8 protein-coding genes and 2 pseudogenes are annotated in these 19,277 nt (G+C 48.9%); all 10 read left to right on the top strand.

Going from position 1 to position 19,277, the window contains the following annotated elements; genetic code table 11:
* The first annotated feature begins 333 nt into the window (after positions 1-333).
* The 10 genes and pseudogenes from rpsB (at position 334) to ACI3EW_RS09920 (ending at position 19,251) form a co-directional block, all read left to right on the top strand.
* On the top strand, positions 334-1,059 hold the full coding sequence (rpsB, locus tag ACI3EW_RS09965) for a 30S ribosomal protein S2 (protein WP_147557269.1): 726 nt from the start codon (positions 334-336) through the stop codon (positions 1,057-1,059).
* Between the two features lie 101 nt (positions 1,060-1,160).
* Positions 1,161-2,102: a translation elongation factor Ts gene (gene tsf, locus ACI3EW_RS09960; protein WP_118529635.1), complete on the top strand. Its 942-nt coding sequence runs from the start codon at positions 1,161-1,163 to the stop codon at positions 2,100-2,102.
* A 464-nt stretch (positions 2,103-2,566) separates the two neighbouring features.
* Entirely contained in the window at positions 2,567-12,085 is a 9,519-nt protein-coding gene (locus ACI3EW_RS09955; RefSeq protein WP_485662907.1) for a Cna B-type domain-containing protein, read from the top strand.
* A 124-nt stretch (positions 12,086-12,209) separates the two neighbouring features.
* The gene (locus ACI3EW_RS09950; protein ID WP_243022215.1) at positions 12,210-12,611 is read left to right on the top strand and encodes a DUF3990 domain-containing protein; all 402 of its coding nucleotides are present in this window, start codon (positions 12,210-12,212) and stop codon (positions 12,609-12,611) included.
* 5 nt (positions 12,612-12,616) lie between these two features.
* A complete protein-coding gene (locus tag ACI3EW_RS09945) occupies positions 12,617-13,033 on the top strand; it encodes a hypothetical protein (protein WP_182426731.1) in 417 nt (138 codons plus the stop codon).
* Entirely contained in the window at positions 13,033-13,524 is a 492-nt protein-coding gene (ybiA, locus tag ACI3EW_RS09940) for a riboflavin biosynthesis intermediates N-glycosidase (RefSeq protein WP_118529639.1), read from the top strand. The genes ACI3EW_RS09945 and ybiA overlap by 1 nt, the downstream gene beginning before the upstream one ends.
* Positions 13,525-13,566: 42 nt before the next feature.
* Positions 13,567-14,142: pseudogene (locus ACI3EW_RS09935) on the top strand (restriction endonuclease subunit S); the annotation flags it as partial.
* Positions 14,114-17,272 (top strand): type I restriction endonuclease subunit R, encoded by a 3,159-nt coding sequence (locus ACI3EW_RS09930; RefSeq protein WP_118529641.1) that lies wholly within the window; start codon positions 14,114-14,116, stop codon positions 17,270-17,272. The pseudogene ACI3EW_RS09935 and the gene ACI3EW_RS09930, both read left to right, overlap by 29 nt.
* A 76-nt stretch (positions 17,273-17,348) precedes the next feature.
* Positions 17,349-17,465: pseudogene (locus tag ACI3EW_RS09925) on the top strand (site-specific integrase); the annotation flags it as partial.
* A gap of 139 nt (positions 17,466-17,604) precedes the next feature.
* On the top strand, positions 17,605-19,251 hold the full coding sequence (locus tag ACI3EW_RS09920) for a response regulator (RefSeq protein WP_118529642.1): 1,647 nt from the start codon (positions 17,605-17,607) through the stop codon (positions 19,249-19,251).
* Positions 19,252-19,277: the final 26 nt, after the last annotated feature.

The following is a 19,277-nucleotide window of genomic DNA, read 5'->3' as shown; positions in this document are numbered from 1 at the left end:
CTTCCGGGCTGGTGTGCCGGGGATGCGGGGATGGTTCCTCTAAGCGCCCGGGAGACTGCTAAGGGCGAAGAACAGGCAACACAACTCGCCAGATCCCCGGATCATGCACACCAGCCCGGAAGCCCACCGCTGGGTAACGCGAGACGCAAAAAAAGACACAAAAAAAGTTGGAAAAATAATAAAAAAGTACTTGCAGGGGAAATTGACTTATGATATAGTGAAAAAGCTGATATTATGCACGTCTGCGGATTCTGCAAGTGGTGCCTGAGTTTTTCAGGTGGTTGTGGAAGTGAGATGCAGGCGGAAGTAAATAACCAAATGGAGGAAAATAACATGAGCGTAATTTCAATGAAACAGCTTCTGGAAGCCGGCGTACATTTCGGTCACCAGACAAGAAGATGGAACCCGAAAATGGCACCGTACATCTACACAGAGAGAAACGGTATCTACATCATCGACCTTCAGAAATCTGTAGGTAAAGTTGATGAGGCTTACAAGGCAGTTGCTGATATCGCAGCTGAGGGCGGCACAATCCTTTTCGTTGGTACAAAGAAACAGGCTCAGGATGCAATCAAGGCTGAGGCTGAGCGTTGCGGAATGTACTATGTAAACGAGAGATGGCTTGGCGGTATGCTTACAAACTTCAAGACCATCCAGTCCAGAATCGCTAGATTAAAAGCAATCGAGAAGATGTCTGAGGACGGAACTTTCGACGTTCTTCCGAAGAAGGAAGTTATCGAGTTAAAGAAAGAGTGGGAGAAGCTTGAGAAGAACCTTGGCGGTATCAAGGAAATGAAGAAGATCCCGGACGCTATCTTTATCGTAGATCCGAAGAAGGAAAGAATCTGTGTTCAGGAAGCTCACACACTTGGAATCACTCTGATCGGTATCGCTGATACAAACTGCGATCCGGAAGAACTTGACTATGTAATTCCGGGTAACGACGATGCTATCAGAGCCGTTAAGCTTATCGTTTCCAAGATGGCAGACGCTGTCATCGAGGCTAAGCAGGGCGAGGCTGAGGCAGCAGAAGCAGCTGAGGAGAACGCAGAGGCTTAAGTTGTTATAAGGAATCCGGAAGGTGCTGTCAGTGGCAGCACCTTCTTCTGAAAAGACACGTTTTATTTTGATTCTTTAATATGATTCGGAGGAAATGAAACATGGCAGCAGTTACAGCTAAAATGGTAAAAGATTTAAGAGAAATGACAGGCGCTGGAATGATGGACTGCAAGAAGGCTCTTGCAGCTACAGACGGCGACATGGACAAGGCTGTTGAGTTCTTAAGAGAAAAAGGACTTGCAGGCGCAGAGAAGAAGGCTGGACGTATCGCAGCTGAGGGTATCGTTGACACAACTATGACAGCAGACGAGAAGAAAGCTGTTATCGTTGAGGTTAATGCTGAGACAGACTTCGTTGCAAAGAATGCAAAGTTCCAGGCATACGTTGCTCAGGTTGCAGCTCAGGCTCTTACAACAACAGCAGCAGATATGGATGCATTCATGGATGAGAAGTGGGCAGCAGACGAGAGCCTTACTGTTAAGGAAGCTCTTTCCTCCCAGATCTCCATCATCGGCGAGAACATGAGCATCCGTCGTTTCAAACAGGTTACAGAGGAGAACGGTTTCGTTGCTTCCTATATCCATGCCGGCGGAAGAATCGGTGTTCTTCTTGACGTTCAGACAGACGTTGTAAACGACGCTGTTAAAGAGATGGCTAAGAACGTCTGCATGCAGGTTGCAGCTCTTAATCCGAAATACACAAGCCGTAATGAAGTAAGCGCAGACTTCATCGAGCATGAGAAATCCATCCTTATGGCTCAGATCCAGAACGATCCGAAGGAAGCATCCAAGCCGGAGAAGGTTATCCAGGGTATGATCCAGGGACGTATCAACAAAGAGATGAAAGAGATCTGCCTCTTAGACCAGGTTTACGTAAAAGCAGAGGACGGCAAGCAGTCCGTAGCTCAGTACGTAGCTCAGGTTGCAAAAGAGAGTGGCGCTAACATCGAGCTCAAGAGCTTCGTTCGTTTCGAGACTGGTGAAGGTCTTGAGAAGAAGGAAGAGAACTTCGCTGAGGAAGTTGCAAAACAGATGGGCAAATAATAAAAGTTTGTATTCCGATACAGACGTTTATAAGCCGCATGGTCCTGAAATACGGGACTGTGCGGCTTATTTTTTCCCGGACAAACCCGGCAACGAACGGCATACGGCTTTTTAGATGATAAAGCAGCCCTCTATGGATCTGGCAGGTCCATGGAGGGCTGCTTTCATTTGTTTGCTTACAGCGGAAATGTATGCACAGATGCGGACAGTCATAGAAAGCGGTTTACTGAATTTATTTCGCCTCACGGAGAACCTGCAAAATACGAATAAAAATGAAGAAAATATCGGAAAAAATCCTTCTTGGCATACAGAAGATGTTGACTTTTTTTAAACGAAAAGAGTATGATAAGAAAAGTTAAACGGGCAATGTCTGTAAAGAGGACGCTGCCTGTTGCTATGGGGAAATGAAAAAGCTTTGCAAAGGGAAGAGAAAGGCAGATACTTTGCAAAGGAGTGAAAATAAGATGGGGATCTATCAAAAGATGGGCAGACGCTGGATCAGTCTTCTGCTCGTATTTCTGATGGTTTTTTCGCTTGTGCCTGTGGATGAGCTGATGCAGGTTTTTGCAGCGGAAAAACCCGCCATAACAGTGGGCTGGAAACCTCAAAAGAAAGAGGTGCCTTCCGGCGAGAATGGCGAGATAACGCTAAAGGTGGAAATTGATCCGGCGCAGGTGGAAGATGTAGGATTGCAGATCCGCCTGACAGAGGAGGAGGCAGCGGCATTCGTCGAGTTCACGAAGAATGAGGACGGAGTTCTGACCTATGAACATGGAGATCATGTGTGGACACTGGAAAAAGAACCGGAAGGGGACTGGAATTTCTGGCTTCTCTCCCTGAAGGGAACAGTTGAAAGCCACACATTGGAGGAAAAATTTACAGTCTGCATGCCGAAATCAGCAGATGATCAGACGATCGATGTGGATTCAGAGACAGATGTGATCCTTTCCTACAATGGAAAGAGCGACAGCCGGTATACAGATTCAGATCCGGTGAAGAGCATAGCGTCCAATTCCTCTGCATCGGGAAATACGAAAAACATCATGACGGATGAGAATGGGATCAAGATCAGTATCGAGACGGTACCGATCCGTTTTCTTGCGGTAGAATTGACGGAAACTGCAGTGCCGGAAGTCAGTGCTGCGCAGGAGAAACTCGCTTGTGTGGACGGAGTCGAAAATCCGGATGCAGTCTTTGAAATGAAGCTGCCGGATGCCGGCCTTACGTATCATGCGTCCGTGACATTGAATGGAGATCTTTCCTTCCCAAAGGCTGCGGCGACATCCAGCAATGCACTTTACAGAGATGACAGTGGGAAAAAACTGGCAGAGATCGTGGGACTTTCTTCGGAAATGAAGGTGACAGAGTTTTCTGCAGATGGAGATACACTGAAGTTCCGGATCGTTCCGGTCTCAGACACAGCGGATAAGTCTGTGGAGAGCGATGAAACCGGAGATGACGATTCAATCGCGGTTGTGAAAAAGACGGTCGATTTTCAGCTGAAGATCGATCCGGACAGTCTGGTCTGGGCAAAAAAGCAGGAGAAGCAGGGAATTCTGGAACTGCTTACGGGGAATGAAAAAGAACGTCTCCGGGCAACGGAAGATGCAGAAGTGTTAAAGGGAAGCATCACGCTCCGCGCCGGTGCGGAAGGCGGAGCAGACGCAGAGGCTGTGATCCGGATTTCGAGAGCTGCCGGAGGGGGTGTGAACGTTCTCCGGAGACAGGCTGTGCTCGGTCCGCAGACGGTATTCTGGATCGACAACGGAAATAACGATGAAGGAATCCGGCCTTCGGAAATCATGCCGGAACTCTCCTATAAATTGGTTGCGCAGGATGCGGACTGGGGAGACGGCGACGGAACAAAACTGGAGCCGGGGGCATCTCTTGCGGGTGTCGGACTGACAGAAATGCCGCAGCCTGCAATCACAAAAAATGAAGGGAACAGCACCTGGCAGATTTCATACAGCAATCTTCCGAGCACGGTTGTGAAAAACGGAAGCGAATACCGGGTACTCTGGAAATGGTCGCAGCCTGCCGTTGACGGATATGAACGGAAGGAAATCAATGACGACAATATTGGTGAGTATGAGGGGACCGTTGATCAGTGCGGATGGTACTATCTGATCCGCAGGACCGTCATATTGAAGACGGATATCCGCCAGGGATATACCGATTATTACGATATCACAAAGGATGAAGCGGCAAGATACTTTAAACTGTGCATTTATCAAGTGACTTCCGGAGGTCAGGTGAGTGAAAATCCGGTAGAAGTCGTAAGGATTGACGACCTTTTGGAGAACGGAACTCTGAAACTGATCGGAGACAGGAATGCAAAAGGTGACGGAGAATATGTGATCGATATGGGCTGGCGGTATAACCTGGATGGGAATCCATTTGTGTATACGATCGAGTGGGCCGGAGATACCGACGAGAACGGAAACCCGTTAAACCGTTTCCGTGTGGATGGCATGGAAGAGGGAGACTATATCCAGATCTCCTACGACAACTCTGCAACTGTGGGATATCAGGAGCGGACCGACAGGCTTTACAGCGGAGGAACCCTGGTTCTGACACTTACCGGAACGAGAGGATACGAGGCGACAAAGATCTGGGCGGAAAATCGTACGGATGTCTCGGAGGACGAGAGACCAGAGGGAGAGTTTGAACTCTGGCGTTATCCGCAAAGACATGAAGACTACACGAAAGCAGCTCCGGTGTATGGGGAAGACGGAAAGACAATGAGCCAGCCTCTGGACCGACATCCGGAAAATAATACCCAGGAGATTCGGTTCGGCTATGGGGAAAATGGTGAAAAGACACTTCCGAAGTATGATACGGACGGATATGCTTATGCGTATGTTACAAAAGAATATTTCACAAATGATGACAGCAGAGGCTATGAACAGCTGTTCGGAGCGTACAATGACCAGACTGGTTATTATGACGACGTATTTATCAAGGGAGACGGAACGAGGGTAAGCACGGAAAACAAAGACGGGAAACGTGCAGATGTCAATAACATTTATCTCTACGATGGAGGAACGCTCTATAACCGTAAAATCGATACTGTCACAGTGCCAGTATCCAAAACATGGGAAGCGGCCGCATTCCAGGAAAACCTCCAGGACGTAAAGGTAACGTTTGGACTGCAGTCCAGGATCAAAGAGCAGAAAGACCCGAATGGAAATACGGTGACGCCTGCCGGAGCGTGGACGGAAGTTCCGGGAGAGGAGCTGTCACTGGACGGTTTCAATGCGGTCAATGTCACCAGAAGCGGAAGCAGAACCATGCCGAAATATGATATTTACGGAAATGAGCTGGAGTACCGCTTTGTGGAGCGGGAGATCACCCAGAATGGAATCAGACGGGAGATCGAATATCCGGAAGGCTCTGAAAACGGAACGTTTACCCTCACTCAGAATGGCCGCCAGGTGGCATATGAGTCGATCTGTGAGACTGCAAGTGCTTCCGATGCGGAAAACAGAACGGTGATCGTAAACCGGATCAAGGATACGGTCGACTACGATGTTGTCAAGAACTGGGTGGGAAATCCACCCGCGGGCGCAACCTTGAAATTCCGCCTGTATCGTTTCTACAGCGGAACATCGGTTGCAGATATGATAGCGGGAAATGCTTACCTGACATTTGAAGTGACCGAAAACGGCGGGAAGATCACGGATTTTCCGACCGATGAGGGCAGTGAAAATATCGGGATCTGTGTGCCGGAACAGGCGGACTCGTCTGCATGGAGTCATGTGCGGATCTACGGTCTTCCGGAATTTGACCGTTCCGGACATCAGTATGAATATATGCTGATTGAGGAAGAGCCGGATGGATATCACGCAGCGGACATCCGGACGGAAAAGGTCAACGGAAACCTGGATTATAGAAGTACGCTGACAAATGCGGTGGGAACAGGAAATAATAACCGCATCCTCGTCATGAAAGAATGGCTGGATGACGGAGATATCCAGCACCGGAGAAATGTTGCGGTGCAGGCATACCAGAAGGGAACCGGGGAACCGGTGGGATCACTTGTCATCCTCGGACCGGGATCTATCTGGTATACCTATGTGGATCTGGGAGCAGTCCATGCAGATGATGTCTACATTCTGGAAACAGAGATTTACGGAACGGGTGGGGAAGAGACGCAGTTTACAGTGACAAACCCACGGATCTCAAGTGTTTCCGATTACGACGGAGCTTACGGGAGTGTGGACCTGAAGCACCACCGCTATGAAGTCTCCTATAAAAAGACAAAGATTGGAAATGATCCAGTATTTGTTGTGAAGAACCGCCGTATCGCTCAAATTGATATTGATGTGGAAAAACGCTGGAATGATGGAAGCGGTGCGCTCCGAGATGCAATGAAAAACGCACTGGATACATACAATGCCCAGCATACAGATGCTCCGCTGGAACTGTCCATGTATATTGACTTTGATGATCCGGCCGGAACCGCTTCCGGTGGGCAGATCACGAGAAAGGCGGGAAATGAGGGAGATACGATCCTGGTGGATGGACACAACGTCGAAACGATCTACGACTCAGATCGCCGGGAATCGGCAAAATCTGTCCAGACGATGTCGCTGAAGAGCCGTCAGAATGACGGTTCTGTGATAAGAAGTGACCACTATGCATTTTATGGGGTTCCAAAGTACAATGCAAAAGGGCAGGTTATCCGGTATCAGGTAAAGGAAGCGTGGGTGACAAAGGGAACGGAAGAGGAAACTCCGGTATACCAGAAGGTTTCAGATGTAAAGTCGATCCTTGAGGCAATCCCGGCTCAGAATCCTGTTACCGGTGCGAAAAAATCCAATTTGTGGGATCTCTGGAGTACATATCTCCGGACCACTTCGGAAACATATACGGTTGCGCTGGATGCACCGGAAAATCAGGAGGTTACGAGCAATGACCGTCAGGTTGTCACCGTTAGCAACAGCCTTTCCGGAGTCAAGACGGTTCATTGGAAAAAACAATGGAATGATGCATATTCCAGAGAACAGAATACCCGCCCGGATATTTATCTGACGATCTTAAAACGTGAAGCGGATGCAGACGGAAAGCTGAAAGAGAAACTGAGCCCGTCTGATGTCGTGGTAAAGGATTACCGGTGGGTCAAGACCGATCAGGATTCAGATGAACAGCATTGGACTGCAACAATCAGGAATCTTCCAAAGTACAATGCACAAGGATACGAGATCTATTATTATGCGTTCGAGCGGACGGAGGTAGATTCCAATGCGCTCGATTATGCGATCGCGCAGTATGCGGTTGCCAGCGCCAGCAACCCGGACAAGACCGATATCATCGGAACATCAGGAGGAGTCGGAAAACCGGGAGATGAAAGCTATGCGCCGTATAGTCCGGATGATATTCGGGTAGTATTAAATCCGATCGATCAGAGCGGCAGAACCGGACTTCCGGAGTATGCCGGAAAATATGCGGTTGTCGAGGAAGGAACGATCATCAACTCACTCTTAAAAGATGCGAGAATTCTCGGATCCAAGAGCTATAAGAGCCTGCCAAACAATTATCCGGCAAAAGACTATCCGGAGATCACATTTGTGCTTGACCAATATCTTGGAACTCCGGGGCCGGATAGAGTCCCTGATCGGGCGAATATTTCAGAATTGACCGTCAAAGACTGGACAACCATCACAAAAAACGCAGACGGTTCCTATCCGATCGAGATCAGCAGAATCGGAAAATATGTGTATCAGCTTGCTGCTGACGGAAACACAGGAGAAACTGTTCCGGTTTCTGAAGACCAGACTCCGGGAAACGGGGAGAAACTCCCGCGTTACGATGAAAACGGAGAGAGATATACCTACGTTTTGCGAGAGAAGAGTGTGAAAGGTGCCGACGGAAAGGAGTTGCTTGTCGGGGCTGCAGACGCAGCAGTCGGAGGAATGGGGCTCTATGTCAGAGATGACGACGGCAGCACGACAGCTTCCCACGTGATCACGAATACCTACGAGGGTCCGAAGGGAAAACTGAAGGTCCGGAAACTCATGAAACTTTCCCAAAATGGGGATGAGGTGACATTCCCGGCCGTGAAGTTTGAGCTGACAAGATCCTATACATCCTATGCGGATGGAACACCGAAGGTCGTGGAGGATACAGGGTTTGCGAAACAGGTGAAGATCCTTTCTTCCGCGGAGGTTCAGGCTGCCTATGAGGCTGCCGGGGCGCATGCGGGATCCCCGGTTTCCCTGGAATGTGTCTTCGACAATTTGGATCTTTATGCGCCGAACGGAACGGACTATCTGTACACGGTGACGGAGCTCAAGGACGGATTCCTGGAAGGCTTTGACACCTGGGCAGTAAAGGGGGATTATACTTCCTTTGACCAGGTTGCGACTGCCTCGAACGCAGGGACCAAGGTGGAGCATGTAACAGCGACCGCCTCCAATGCGTCAGGCGGAAATGGGATGACCACAGAGTCTCTGGCGGCAAAAGTCGGACAGGTGATCTCAGGACTTTTCGGACGCAGCAGTGCAGGAAACACAGAAATTCCGGCAGCAGCAACGTTTGCAAACCGGAAATGGAACACGCCTCAGGAGGATGGAAAGGACAAGGTACAGCTTGTCTTAACAAAAAACTGGGCTGACTTCAACGCTCAATTCGGGACAAGACCGGATACGCTGGAGCTTACACTGGAGCGAAAAGCGGATGCACAGCCTGGACAGTCGAATGCGATCGACTGGACAACGGTGACGGACAGTACGCCGACGGAAGATAAGTCTGTGATCAACCAGTGGAAGTACATCTGGAGCGGACTCGACCGTTACGCGCCGAACGGGATGCCGTGGATCTACCGCGTCAGCGAGGAAAAACCAGCGGCTTATCAGGCGTCAGGAAACGGCAGTGTCCAGTTTGGCAGCACGGGAAATCCGTCCCAGACAGCAGAGATCACGAATTCCTTACAGACGACTGCAAAATTCACGAAGCAGTGGACGGACAAGGCAGGAAAAACTGTGACGAACGACTATCTCGGATATGATCTGACAGCCTCCTTTAAGCTGCAGGCGGCGACATCCAGTGATGCTTCGTTTGATGCCGGAAGCGCTTCCTGGATGGATGCGGATGCTCTGTTTACGGATGAAAACGCGAGATCAGCGATCCTCAATGCCAATGAAGGAAATCCATCGGCGGACTGGAGCGAGCGGATCGCGGCACCGTCACTTACAGGAAAGATCAATGCTGCTGTATGGAAAAACGGGAAAACGGTAAAGCTCCCGGCGGCCATGAAAGAAAATGGCACACTGGTTTATCTGCATTACCGGTATGTGGAGACAGGTGTGAGCTATAAAGTTCCCGGTGAGACACCGGACACAGCTACGCAGACAGTGACCAGACAGGCAGACGGCAGTTATCTGATTACCGGAAACGGTCTTTTACAGTCTGTCACAGATACGGTGACATCCGGAACGAGTACGATCACAAACCGGACAAACCTGAAGGACTTCTCAGTTTCCAAGGTATGGAGTGACAATGACAATGCCTACGGAACGAGATCGGTACAGACACAGATGATCCTGTTCTTCCGGGCAGGAGAAAACGAAGACTGGAAGCTCTTTACGATCAGTGGAAATCCGGTCATTGTGACACTTTCGGAGAGTAATGGCTGGAGCACATCGATCTCCGGTCTCCCGGGTGAGTGCGAGTACCGGATGCGGGAACTTCCACTGACCGGGTGGGATGGATCGACCTGGATTGATGACGGAGGAACCTTCACAGGCGGAACGGATTACCAGGTCAGCTACAATGATCAGGCGGATTCAACGACGGTGACAAACACGCTGAAAACGAATCCGGATCCGGATGACGGGGCCAAGAAGATCACTCTCTATGTAGAGAAAACGTGGGGAGGAACAGAAAATGCTCCGATCACCCTGAAACTCCAGCACCAGGTTGCAGAAGACAACGAAGATCATCAGCTCCACGAGGACAAGTGGGCAGATGTCGGGACAAAGACGTATGCGATGGATGGAACAGCGGATGCGTCCGGCAACGGAGCATACTGGGAGTTTGATTCCTGGAAGTTTAAGATCACGAATCTTCCGGCATTCCGGGTCGGAAAGGCAATCTCTTACCGTGTCATCGAAGTCGTGCCGGATGGGTTCGTCCAGATAGCACAGACGGAAAGGACGATCACGGATACAGAATTTGATCCAGCCGGAACCAGACAGACTGCATCCCTGTTTACCTTTGTAAACGCAAAGAAAAATTCCTTCAAAGTGACGAAAAAATGGGTTGGACCGAGTCCGAGTGCCGCTGAGGTCACCGTGAGTCTCCACAGGAAATACCGGAAAGCCGGAGAGAACGAAACGGAGGAACCGGTGGATGGAACAACGGTCCAGCTGAACGAGGCAAATCACTTTGAGGCGGAGTGGAAGGATCTTCCGGAAACTTCCGCTGATGGTGATGTTTACAGCTACTATGCGAAAGAAGTAAATGATCCGGCTGCGACAGGATACCGCGCAGAGTACGGCGCAGTGGAAGCTGCGGCGGACGGAACATGGAAGCAGACGATCTACAACATTCCGCTGACATCTGTTTCAGGCACAAAGGTCTGGAAGGATGAGAAGAATGCGGATGGTCTGCGTCCGGGTACAGTCGGTCTGATCCTGGAGCGCAGTACCGATTCGAATGCATGGAAAAAAGTGGACATCGATGCGGACGGTTCGACTGTGTCCCTGACATGGGACCAGACGACGGATCCGGATCAATGGACCTACCGTTTTGACGGACTCGACCTTTATTCCATAGCAGGAGAGAAGTATCAGTACCGTGTGACTGAGGAGCCGGTGACAGGTTACCATGCGGTCTACACGGGAAGCAATGCGCTTTATGCGGGAGACCGTGATACGATCATCAATACGAAAATCGGAGAGCACACCTTTGTGTTTGATAAGGTCTGGACTGACGCCGGAACGTCACAGAGACCGGAACAGATCATGGTCAGATTGTGCCGGAAGACGGCAGAAACGTCACAGGAAACGGTTGACGGAGTGGCGCCGGTGCTTGTCAAGAACGGTGATCTCTGGACATATACCTACGAGGATCTTCCATCCTATGATGCGGATGGACGGGCATATACCTACTGGGTAACCGAGGATCCGGTAAATGGATATGACACTGTTTACTCTTCCGATGATCGTGCCGAAAACGGCGGCAGGATCACCAATGTGGCCCGCGGCGGTCTTGCCGTGAAAAAAACGGTATCCGGAAACCGCGGAGAGCGGAACAGGAAATTCCTGTTCACGATCACACTGTCAGGTGTATCACAGACGGGAATCGATGCTGCAACATTCACGGATGGGAATTTCGAGAACGGAGTTTCAGAGATTTCCTTAAAGGACGGGGAAGAGTACCGGTTTGAGGAGATCCCGGCAGGATTTTCCTACACAGTGACCGAGGCAGATGACGCTTTGCGGGACGGATATACGGTTACAGCGACCGGAACATCCGGAACGATCCCGGCGGGAGATACGGCGGAAGCTGCGTTTGAGAACCGGAAAAATGAAGATCCGACGGTTCCGACACAGCCGACGACACCGACAAGTCCGTCTGATCCGACAACACCTGTCACTCCGACGAGACCGTGGCATCATGATTCCGATGACCCTGAGGAGACGGATCCGACGAAACGTCCTCCGAAGATGCCGACCGGGCAGTCAACGGAGACTGTGACAGAGACAGATCCGGCAGGTACGACCTCACCGGATGAGACTTTGGAAAGCCGGACGGAAACAACCTCTTCGGAGACCGAAACCAATATCGAAGAAACTACCACGGCGGAAACCGTGACAGAATCCGGCACAGAGCCGGATCATGATGACAGGGATAACCCGAAAACCGGGGATTCCACCCATACCTGGATATGGGCGGTTCTCATGATCCTCTCCGCATTCGGTGCGATCATGCTGCACAGGGTGAAGAAAGATGACGAGAACGAAGAACATATGAAGTAGCAGAAAATGAAAAAGCTCCTTCGGACTGCAGAGAGATTCTGGCGGTCCGGGGGAGCTTTTTTGTAGGAAGTTCCTTTGGAATGTGTCGAGGCATATTCTTTTTATTTGGAATATTTTCGCTCGTATGGTATACTGGACACAGCAGTCTGCACTCTTACTGGGAGTGAGAGAAAGGGATGAATCGACATATGGAATTGACACGGAAACGTACGACGTGATCAAAGGCTGGCGAGCGAATGCGTCCTACTTTTACATCGCGAAAGAGTTTGTGCGTGACAATATCGATGTTGATATTCTGGAAGAACTGTTATCCCTCGGCGGTCTCGGAATCCAGTACTGTATCAAGACAGAGCGGGCATATGCCGGACTGCATGAATTAAAAGATGAGCTGGAAACCGTCGAGTACACAGAATTCAATGACCGATATAACGCAAGAGATATTATGGCACGAAAAAAGATGCGGGATCTGGTAAATTCGGATGCAAATACGGTAACAAACGTATTTAGTACGCTGCTTGAGAGGTGATGGATATGAGGGCATATTCCGATGCATATCTGGAAGATGTAGTGGAAAATCAAGGAAAACTGTTTGATCTTGTTGCACAGTCGTTTCCAGACAAAGATACAGGAGATTTTATTAAGGCGTATATGTCCAGTAAAACACGAAAGAGTATCGACGAGGCGAAGGCATATGTCAATACCATGGATGCCAGAGAACTCTGGGATTATTTTACGGAGACAGAACAGTACCGGATGAAGCCGGGAAAGTCGATCGGTGGATTTATGCCGGACTGGATCGGTGAATTTTATGCGTATTATCAGTGGTATTACAATATTCCGAGTGCGGAGTTAGTGAAGAAGATCCCTCTGGATTTTCTTGAAAAAGCATACTATGGACTGCACGATCTGGAACTGGAGCTTGCAGTCCGGAAAGTGGGGCGGGTCTGATGCGTGTGATAGGCTTTCACAATCCGGATGAGGAGTATGGAGCTTTCAGCAACTGGTATCCATCAAAATTTGTTGTGGACGGAATCTGCTTCACATCGATGGAGCAGTTTATGATGTACCGAAAAGCCGTGTGGTTTCAGGATCATGAGATTGCGGAGAAGATCCTTGCAACGGAGGACGCTGCGAGGATCAAGGAACTCGGGCGGATGGTAGCCGGATATGAGGATTTGATCTGGAGTGGAATCCGGCAGATGGTGGTATATGAAGGATTGATCAAAAAATTTTCACAAAATTCGGAACTTTGTGAACAATTATTGAATACCGGGGATGCGATTCTAGCAGAATGTGCTGTCAAAGACCGGATCTGGGGGATCGGGCTTGCGATGGATGATCCAAAACGGCTCGATCCGGCCCAGTGGCGTGGTCAAAATCTGCTTGGATACGCCTTAATGATGGCGCGGGATCAGATCAGGCATCATTCCGGGCAGTAAAAGACAGGAAAATGGACGAAAAAGACGGATGCTTGGGAACAGCGTAAGTTGGGGGAACTTGGAAGTGTTCAAACCTGTAAACGTATTTTTAAAGAACAAATATCTGAACAAGGAGACATTCCTTTTTATAAAAATGGAACTATTGGATTAGAACCTGACTCGTATATTTCAAGAGAAGTTTACGAAGAATTTCGCAGGTTATATCCTTATCCAGAGGTGGGAGATACTTTAATTTCGGTAGTTGGTAGTATTGGAAGAACAGCAGAATATACAGGAAAAGATGAGTATTTTCAAGATTCAAATGTTGTATGGCTCAAGACAGATGGGAGCATTAACAAAAAGTTTCTTAAGGTATCTTATCAAGTAATAAAGTGGTTGATTGAAGGCTCTACCGTGAAGCATTTATACAATGACAATATATTGAAAAGTGAGATTGTTATGCCGCCTTCTCAACTGGAACAGGAAAAAATTGCAACATATTTGGAGCACCTCGACCACCTTATCACCCTTCATCAGCGTAAGTCCCACTCCCCATCCCCCAAATCCCTGTTTTCCCGACCAAACACACGCAAAAAGGAGGCAAAAAACGATGATGTTTCAACGAGAATCAGATTTTGAGAATGCCCTGATCCAGATTCTGACTACAAAGGGATGGGAGGATCAGATCTTAAAGTATCCGACCGAGGATGATCTGTTAAAAAACTGGGCAAAAATCCTTTTTGACAATAACCGTGGGATTGACCGGCTGGGAGACTGTCCATTGACAGATGGGGAAATGCAGCAGATCATCGAGCAGATCACGGAACTGCGGACACCATTAAAGCTGAACGGATTTATCAACGGGAAAACAGTATCCATAAAACGTGACAATCCGGAGGATAAAGTACATTTTGGTAAAGAGATCAGCCTGAAAATTTATGACCGTCTGGAGATCGCAGCGGGACAGAGCCGGTATCAGATCGTAGAACAGCCGGTATTCCGTGGAAAATCCAGACTGTTGAATGACAGACGGGGAGATCTGCTTCTTCTGATCAACGGGATGCCTGTGATCCATATCGAATTAAAACGCAGCGGTGTTCCGGTGAGCCAGGCATGCAATCAGATTGAAAAATACGCACATGAGGGTGTATTCACGGGATTGTTTTCCCTTGTGCAGGTATTTGTCGCGATGAATCCGGATGAGAGCTTATATTTCGCAAATCCGGGACCGGATGGAAGATTCAATCCGGATTATTATTTTCATTGGGCTGATTTCAACAATGAACCGATCAACGACTGGAAGCTGATCGCATCGTCATTGCTCTCGATCCCGATGGCTCATCAGCTGATTGGTTTTTATACGGTTGCAGATGATGCGGATGGGATTTTGAAGGTCATGCGGAGCTATCAGTACTATGCGGCGAATGCGATTTCCGATGTTGTCTCAAAGACAAAATGGGACAGCGGAAAGCAGCGCGGAGGATATATCTGGCACACCACGGGATCCGGAAAGACGATGACATCCTTTAAGTCTGCACAGCTGATCGCAAATTCGGGTGATGCAGATAAAGTCGTATTTCTGACGGACCGGATCGAACTTGGCACGCAGTCCTTAAAAGAATATCGTGCATTTGCCGATGCGAATGAGTCGGTACAGGCGACGGAGAATACCTATGTGCTGTTATCAAAATTAAAGAGCGACGAGGTAAAAGATACCCTGATCGTCACTTCCATCCAGAAAATGAGCAATATCCGCGATGAAGAAGGCGGACGGAATGCTCACGATATGGAGATCATCGGTCGGAAGCGAATTGTCTTTATCGTCGATGAGGCGCACAGATCCACGTTTGGTGAGATGCTGGCAGTGATCAAGGAGACATTTCCGCGTGCGATTTTCTTTGGTTTTACAGGAACACCTGTCTTTGAGGAAAATGCAAAGAAACGGAATGCACAGACCGATGTCTTTGGAAATGAGCTGCACCGGTACAGCATTGCCGACGGGATCCGGGATAAAAATGTACTGGGGTTTGATCCGTATAAAGTTCTGACATTCCGCGACCGCGATGTCCGCAAAGTGGTTGCCCTGGATCAGGTAAAGGCTGACACAGAGGCAGAGGCTGTTTCGGATCCGGAAAAAGCAAAAATTTTTTATGATTATCTGGATCCCTCAAAAATCCGGATGGCAGGGTATGAAGGAGAAGACGGAAAATGGATCCGCGGGATCGAAGATTACCTTCCAAACAGCCAGTATCGATCAGAGGAACATCAGAACCAGGTAGTAAAGGACATGAAAGAAAACTGGATCACGTTGAGTCATAATGGAAAATTTCATACAATTTTTGCGACGAGCAGCATTCCGGAATCCATCCGGTATTATCGTCTGATCAAAAAGGAGATGCCGGATTTAAAGACTACCTGTCTGTTTGATGCCAGTATTGACAATGATGGGAGCAGTGCACTTGAGAAGGAAGATGGACTGATCGAGATCTTAAAGGATTATAATGCGAGATACGGTCAGGAGTTTGGTATCGCTTCCCACGCGGCCTTTAAAAAAGATCTTTCCTCCCGCCTTGCACATAAGGAACAGTATAAATACATAGAGAAAACGCCGGAAAAACAGTTGGATCTTCTGATCGTTGTCGACCAGATGCTGACGGGATTTGACTCAAAATGGGTGAATACACTTTATCTGGATAAGGTGCTGGAATATGAGAATATTATCCAGGCATTCTCACGCACAAACCGTCTGTTCGGACCGGACAAGCCGTTTGGGATCATCCGCTATTACCGGAAACCACATACGATGGAGCAGAATGTCCTTCGTGCAGTAAAATTGTATTCCGGGGATAAACCGATCGGTTTGTTTGCAGAAAAACTGCCCCATAATCTGAAAAAGCTGAATGACGTGTACGGAGAAATTTCAGAATTATTTACGAATGCGGGAGCTGCGGATTTTGCAAAACTTCCGGATGAGAAACCGGTGAGAGCGAAATTTGCGCTTTTGTTCCGGGATTTTAACAGTTATCTGGAAGCGGCAAAAGTTCAGGGCTTCCAATGGACAAAGAAAGAGTATGAATTTTGTGATGAAGCGGGCAGAAAGACAGGAGATCATGTGATCATGTCATTCGATGAGAACGACTTTCTGACTCTTGCGCAGCGCTATAAAGAGCTGGCCTCTTCTGCATCAGATGAACCGGGCGGTCATGAGGACATGATGTATGATCTGTCCGGATATCTGGTTGAAATTGACACCGGAGTGATCGATGCAGACTATATGAACAGCCGTTTTGTTAAGTATTTAAAGATGATCCGGCAGCAGGGGACACCAGGAGAACTGATCGAGCAGGCAAAGGCGGAGCTGCATAAGACATTTGCGACCCTGACGCAGGAAGAACAAAAGTATGCCAACATTTTTCTGCATGATACTGAACGCGGGGATGTGATCCCGGAACCGGGAAAGACTCTGCGGGATTATATCACGGAATATCAGTATCGCGCAAAGAATGACCAGATTCACCGGTGTGCGGAAATCTTTGGACTGGACGAAGAAAAACTGCGAAATCTGATGAAGCTGGGACTGAATGAAAAAAACATCCGGGAGTTCGGTCGGTTTGATGAGCTGAAAAAGACGGTGGATAAGTCGAAAGCAAAGGCATTTTTTGAGAAAAAAGAAAAATGCAGGCTGATTCCTCCGAAAGTAAATATGAAAACAGATCAGTTTTTACGCTCCTTTATTATCAAAGGCGGCTTCGATCTGGAAAATTTATAGTTGTATCGACGTTCTTTGCCAACGCGCGCCGCTCTGGAAAAAGTGGAGGAACGCGAGCAATGTTAAGTGAAATGAAAGAAGACTTGGCCATTCAAGTATGACAACAACGCAGAAGACATACCTGCATATTATTCAGGAACTGGAAAATAAGGATATTGACCTTGTCATGAGATCTTTGTCCAGTCTGAACTAAAACGAAAAAGAAACAGATCCCGGCTGCGCTGGCAGGGAGCGAACCATTTGCAAACAGTGCGGATCTATAGTAAAATGAAAACAGGCATGAAAACGACCCGGCGCAAGAATCCCGCCGGTTCAGATAGGAGCAGCAGGAAATGGATTTATACAGAATTATCCTTGTGGATGACGAGGAAGAAGTGCGAAAGAGCATTATCCGAAAGATCGACTGGCAGTCGGTAGGCTTTACCGTGGTCGGTGATGCGGAGAACGGGGAGGACGCTTTGGAGAAGATCGAGAATCTGGAGCCGGACGTTGTCCTCACGGATATCCGGATGCCATATATGGATGGTCTTACGCTTGCGGAGAAGATCCGCCAGAAATATCCGTCGATGAAGATTGTGATCTTTTCCGGATATGACGATTTCGAGTACGCGAAGCGGGCGATCAAGTTAAATGTGACGGAATATATCTTAAAGCCGGTGAATGTGGAGGAGCTGACGGCGATCTTAAAGAAGATCCAGGCGAGTCTCGACGAGGAGATTGAGCAGAAGCGGGACGTGAGTCTTCTGCGGGAAAATTACAAGCGCAGTCTGCCGATCCTCAGGGAGCAGTTTTTAAAGGATCTTGTGAGCCGACAGATGGATGAGATGACGGTGGCGGAGCGCCTGGAACAGTATGATATCCCGCTGGCAGGTGCGAAAAAATGGATCTCGATCGCAGTCAAGGCGGAGCTTTCGGCTGTCTCCGGCGAGGTGATCCTGCCGCTTCATGAAGAGCGGGACCTGATCCCGATCTCCGTGATGCAGATCCTGGAGGAAAATCTGAAAAATTACTGCCGCTTTTCCCTGTTTTCATTCTCGGGGGCGGCGGATGCGGAGATCGCAGGGATCGTCGCGGTGGATGAGACAAACTCCCAGACCGGACTGATCGATATCCTGAGCGACATCTGCAAGGAGATCCGGAAGATCTTAATGATTCCGGTCACGATCGGGATCGGTCACAGCCGGACGGAGCTTGGACTGATCTGTGAATCTTTCCAGTCAGCACTCGACGCGCTTGGATATCGCGCGATCGTCGGTGTCGGCAGTACGATCTATATCAACGACGTGGAGCCGATGAACACCGGAAAACTTCAGTTCACTTCGGAAGATGAGTCAGCACTGATCCAGGCAGTCAAATTCGGGCCGGAGGAAAAGATCCGGGAAGTGACCGCGCGGATCATCGGACGGATGTCGGACGCGAAGGTTCACGCGAGACAATACCAGACTTACATCCTGAGCGTCGCAAACTGCCTGGTCCAGCTGATCCAGCAGTATGATCTGGAGATGGACGAGCTTTTTGCTGACTCAAAGGTGGGGGCGGATCCGTTTACGATCATCCACCAGGTCATGAACCGGGAGACGTTCTCAAAATGGCTCCTCGGGGCAGCGTTAAAGATCAACGGCGCGATGAATAAGGAGCGCGACAACACGACGAGACAGAGCATGGAACGCGCCAAGCAGTATATTATGGAAAATTATCAGGATCCGGATCTCTCGGTCGAACAGATCTGCCGGATCCTTCATATGAGCCCGGCGTATTTTTCAACGATGTTCAAGAAGGCAACCGGGCAGACGTACATCGGATATCTGACGGACGTCCGCCTCAATAAGGCGGTGGAGCTTCTGAACATGACGGATGACAAGACATATGTGATCGCCGCGAAGGTCGGATATCAGGAGCAGAATTACTTCAGTTACGTTTTTAAAAAGAAATTCGGCGTCTCACCGACAAAATTCAGGGGAAGCAGACCCGGAAATTAAAGGGTGGTGAATAAAAACAGGGGAGA

Source organism: Pilosibacter rotomagensis, from assembly GCF_045062245.2.
Classification (GTDB): domain Bacteria; phylum Bacillota; class Clostridia; order Lachnospirales; family Lachnospiraceae; genus Pilosibacter.
The sequence above is the reverse complement of the archived record's forward strand: the minus strand, read 5'-3'. Positions and strand labels throughout refer to the sequence as shown.

Coding starts and splice junctions, on each gene's coding strand:
- ACI3EW_RS09920 (WP_118529642.1), top strand. CDS start 17,605: ATGGATTTATACAGAATTATCCTTGTGGATGACGAGGAAGAAGTGCGA.
- tsf (WP_118529635.1), top strand. CDS start 1,161: ATGGCAGCAGTTACAGCTAAAATGGTAAAAGATTTAAGAGAAATGACA.
- ACI3EW_RS09950 (WP_243022215.1), top strand. CDS start 12,210: ATGGTATACTGGACACAGCAGTCTGCACTCTTACTGGGAGTGAGAGAA.
- rpsB (WP_147557269.1), top strand. CDS start 334: ATGAGCGTAATTTCAATGAAACAGCTTCTGGAAGCCGGCGTACATTTC.
- ybiA (WP_118529639.1), top strand. CDS start 13,033: ATGCGTGTGATAGGCTTTCACAATCCGGATGAGGAGTATGGAGCTTTC.
- ACI3EW_RS09945 (WP_182426731.1), top strand. CDS start 12,617: ATGAGGGCATATTCCGATGCATATCTGGAAGATGTAGTGGAAAATCAA.
- ACI3EW_RS09930 (WP_118529641.1), top strand. CDS start 14,114: ATGATGTTTCAACGAGAATCAGATTTTGAGAATGCCCTGATCCAGATT.
- ACI3EW_RS09955 (WP_485662907.1), top strand. CDS start 2,567: ATGGGGATCTATCAAAAGATGGGCAGACGCTGGATCAGTCTTCTGCTC.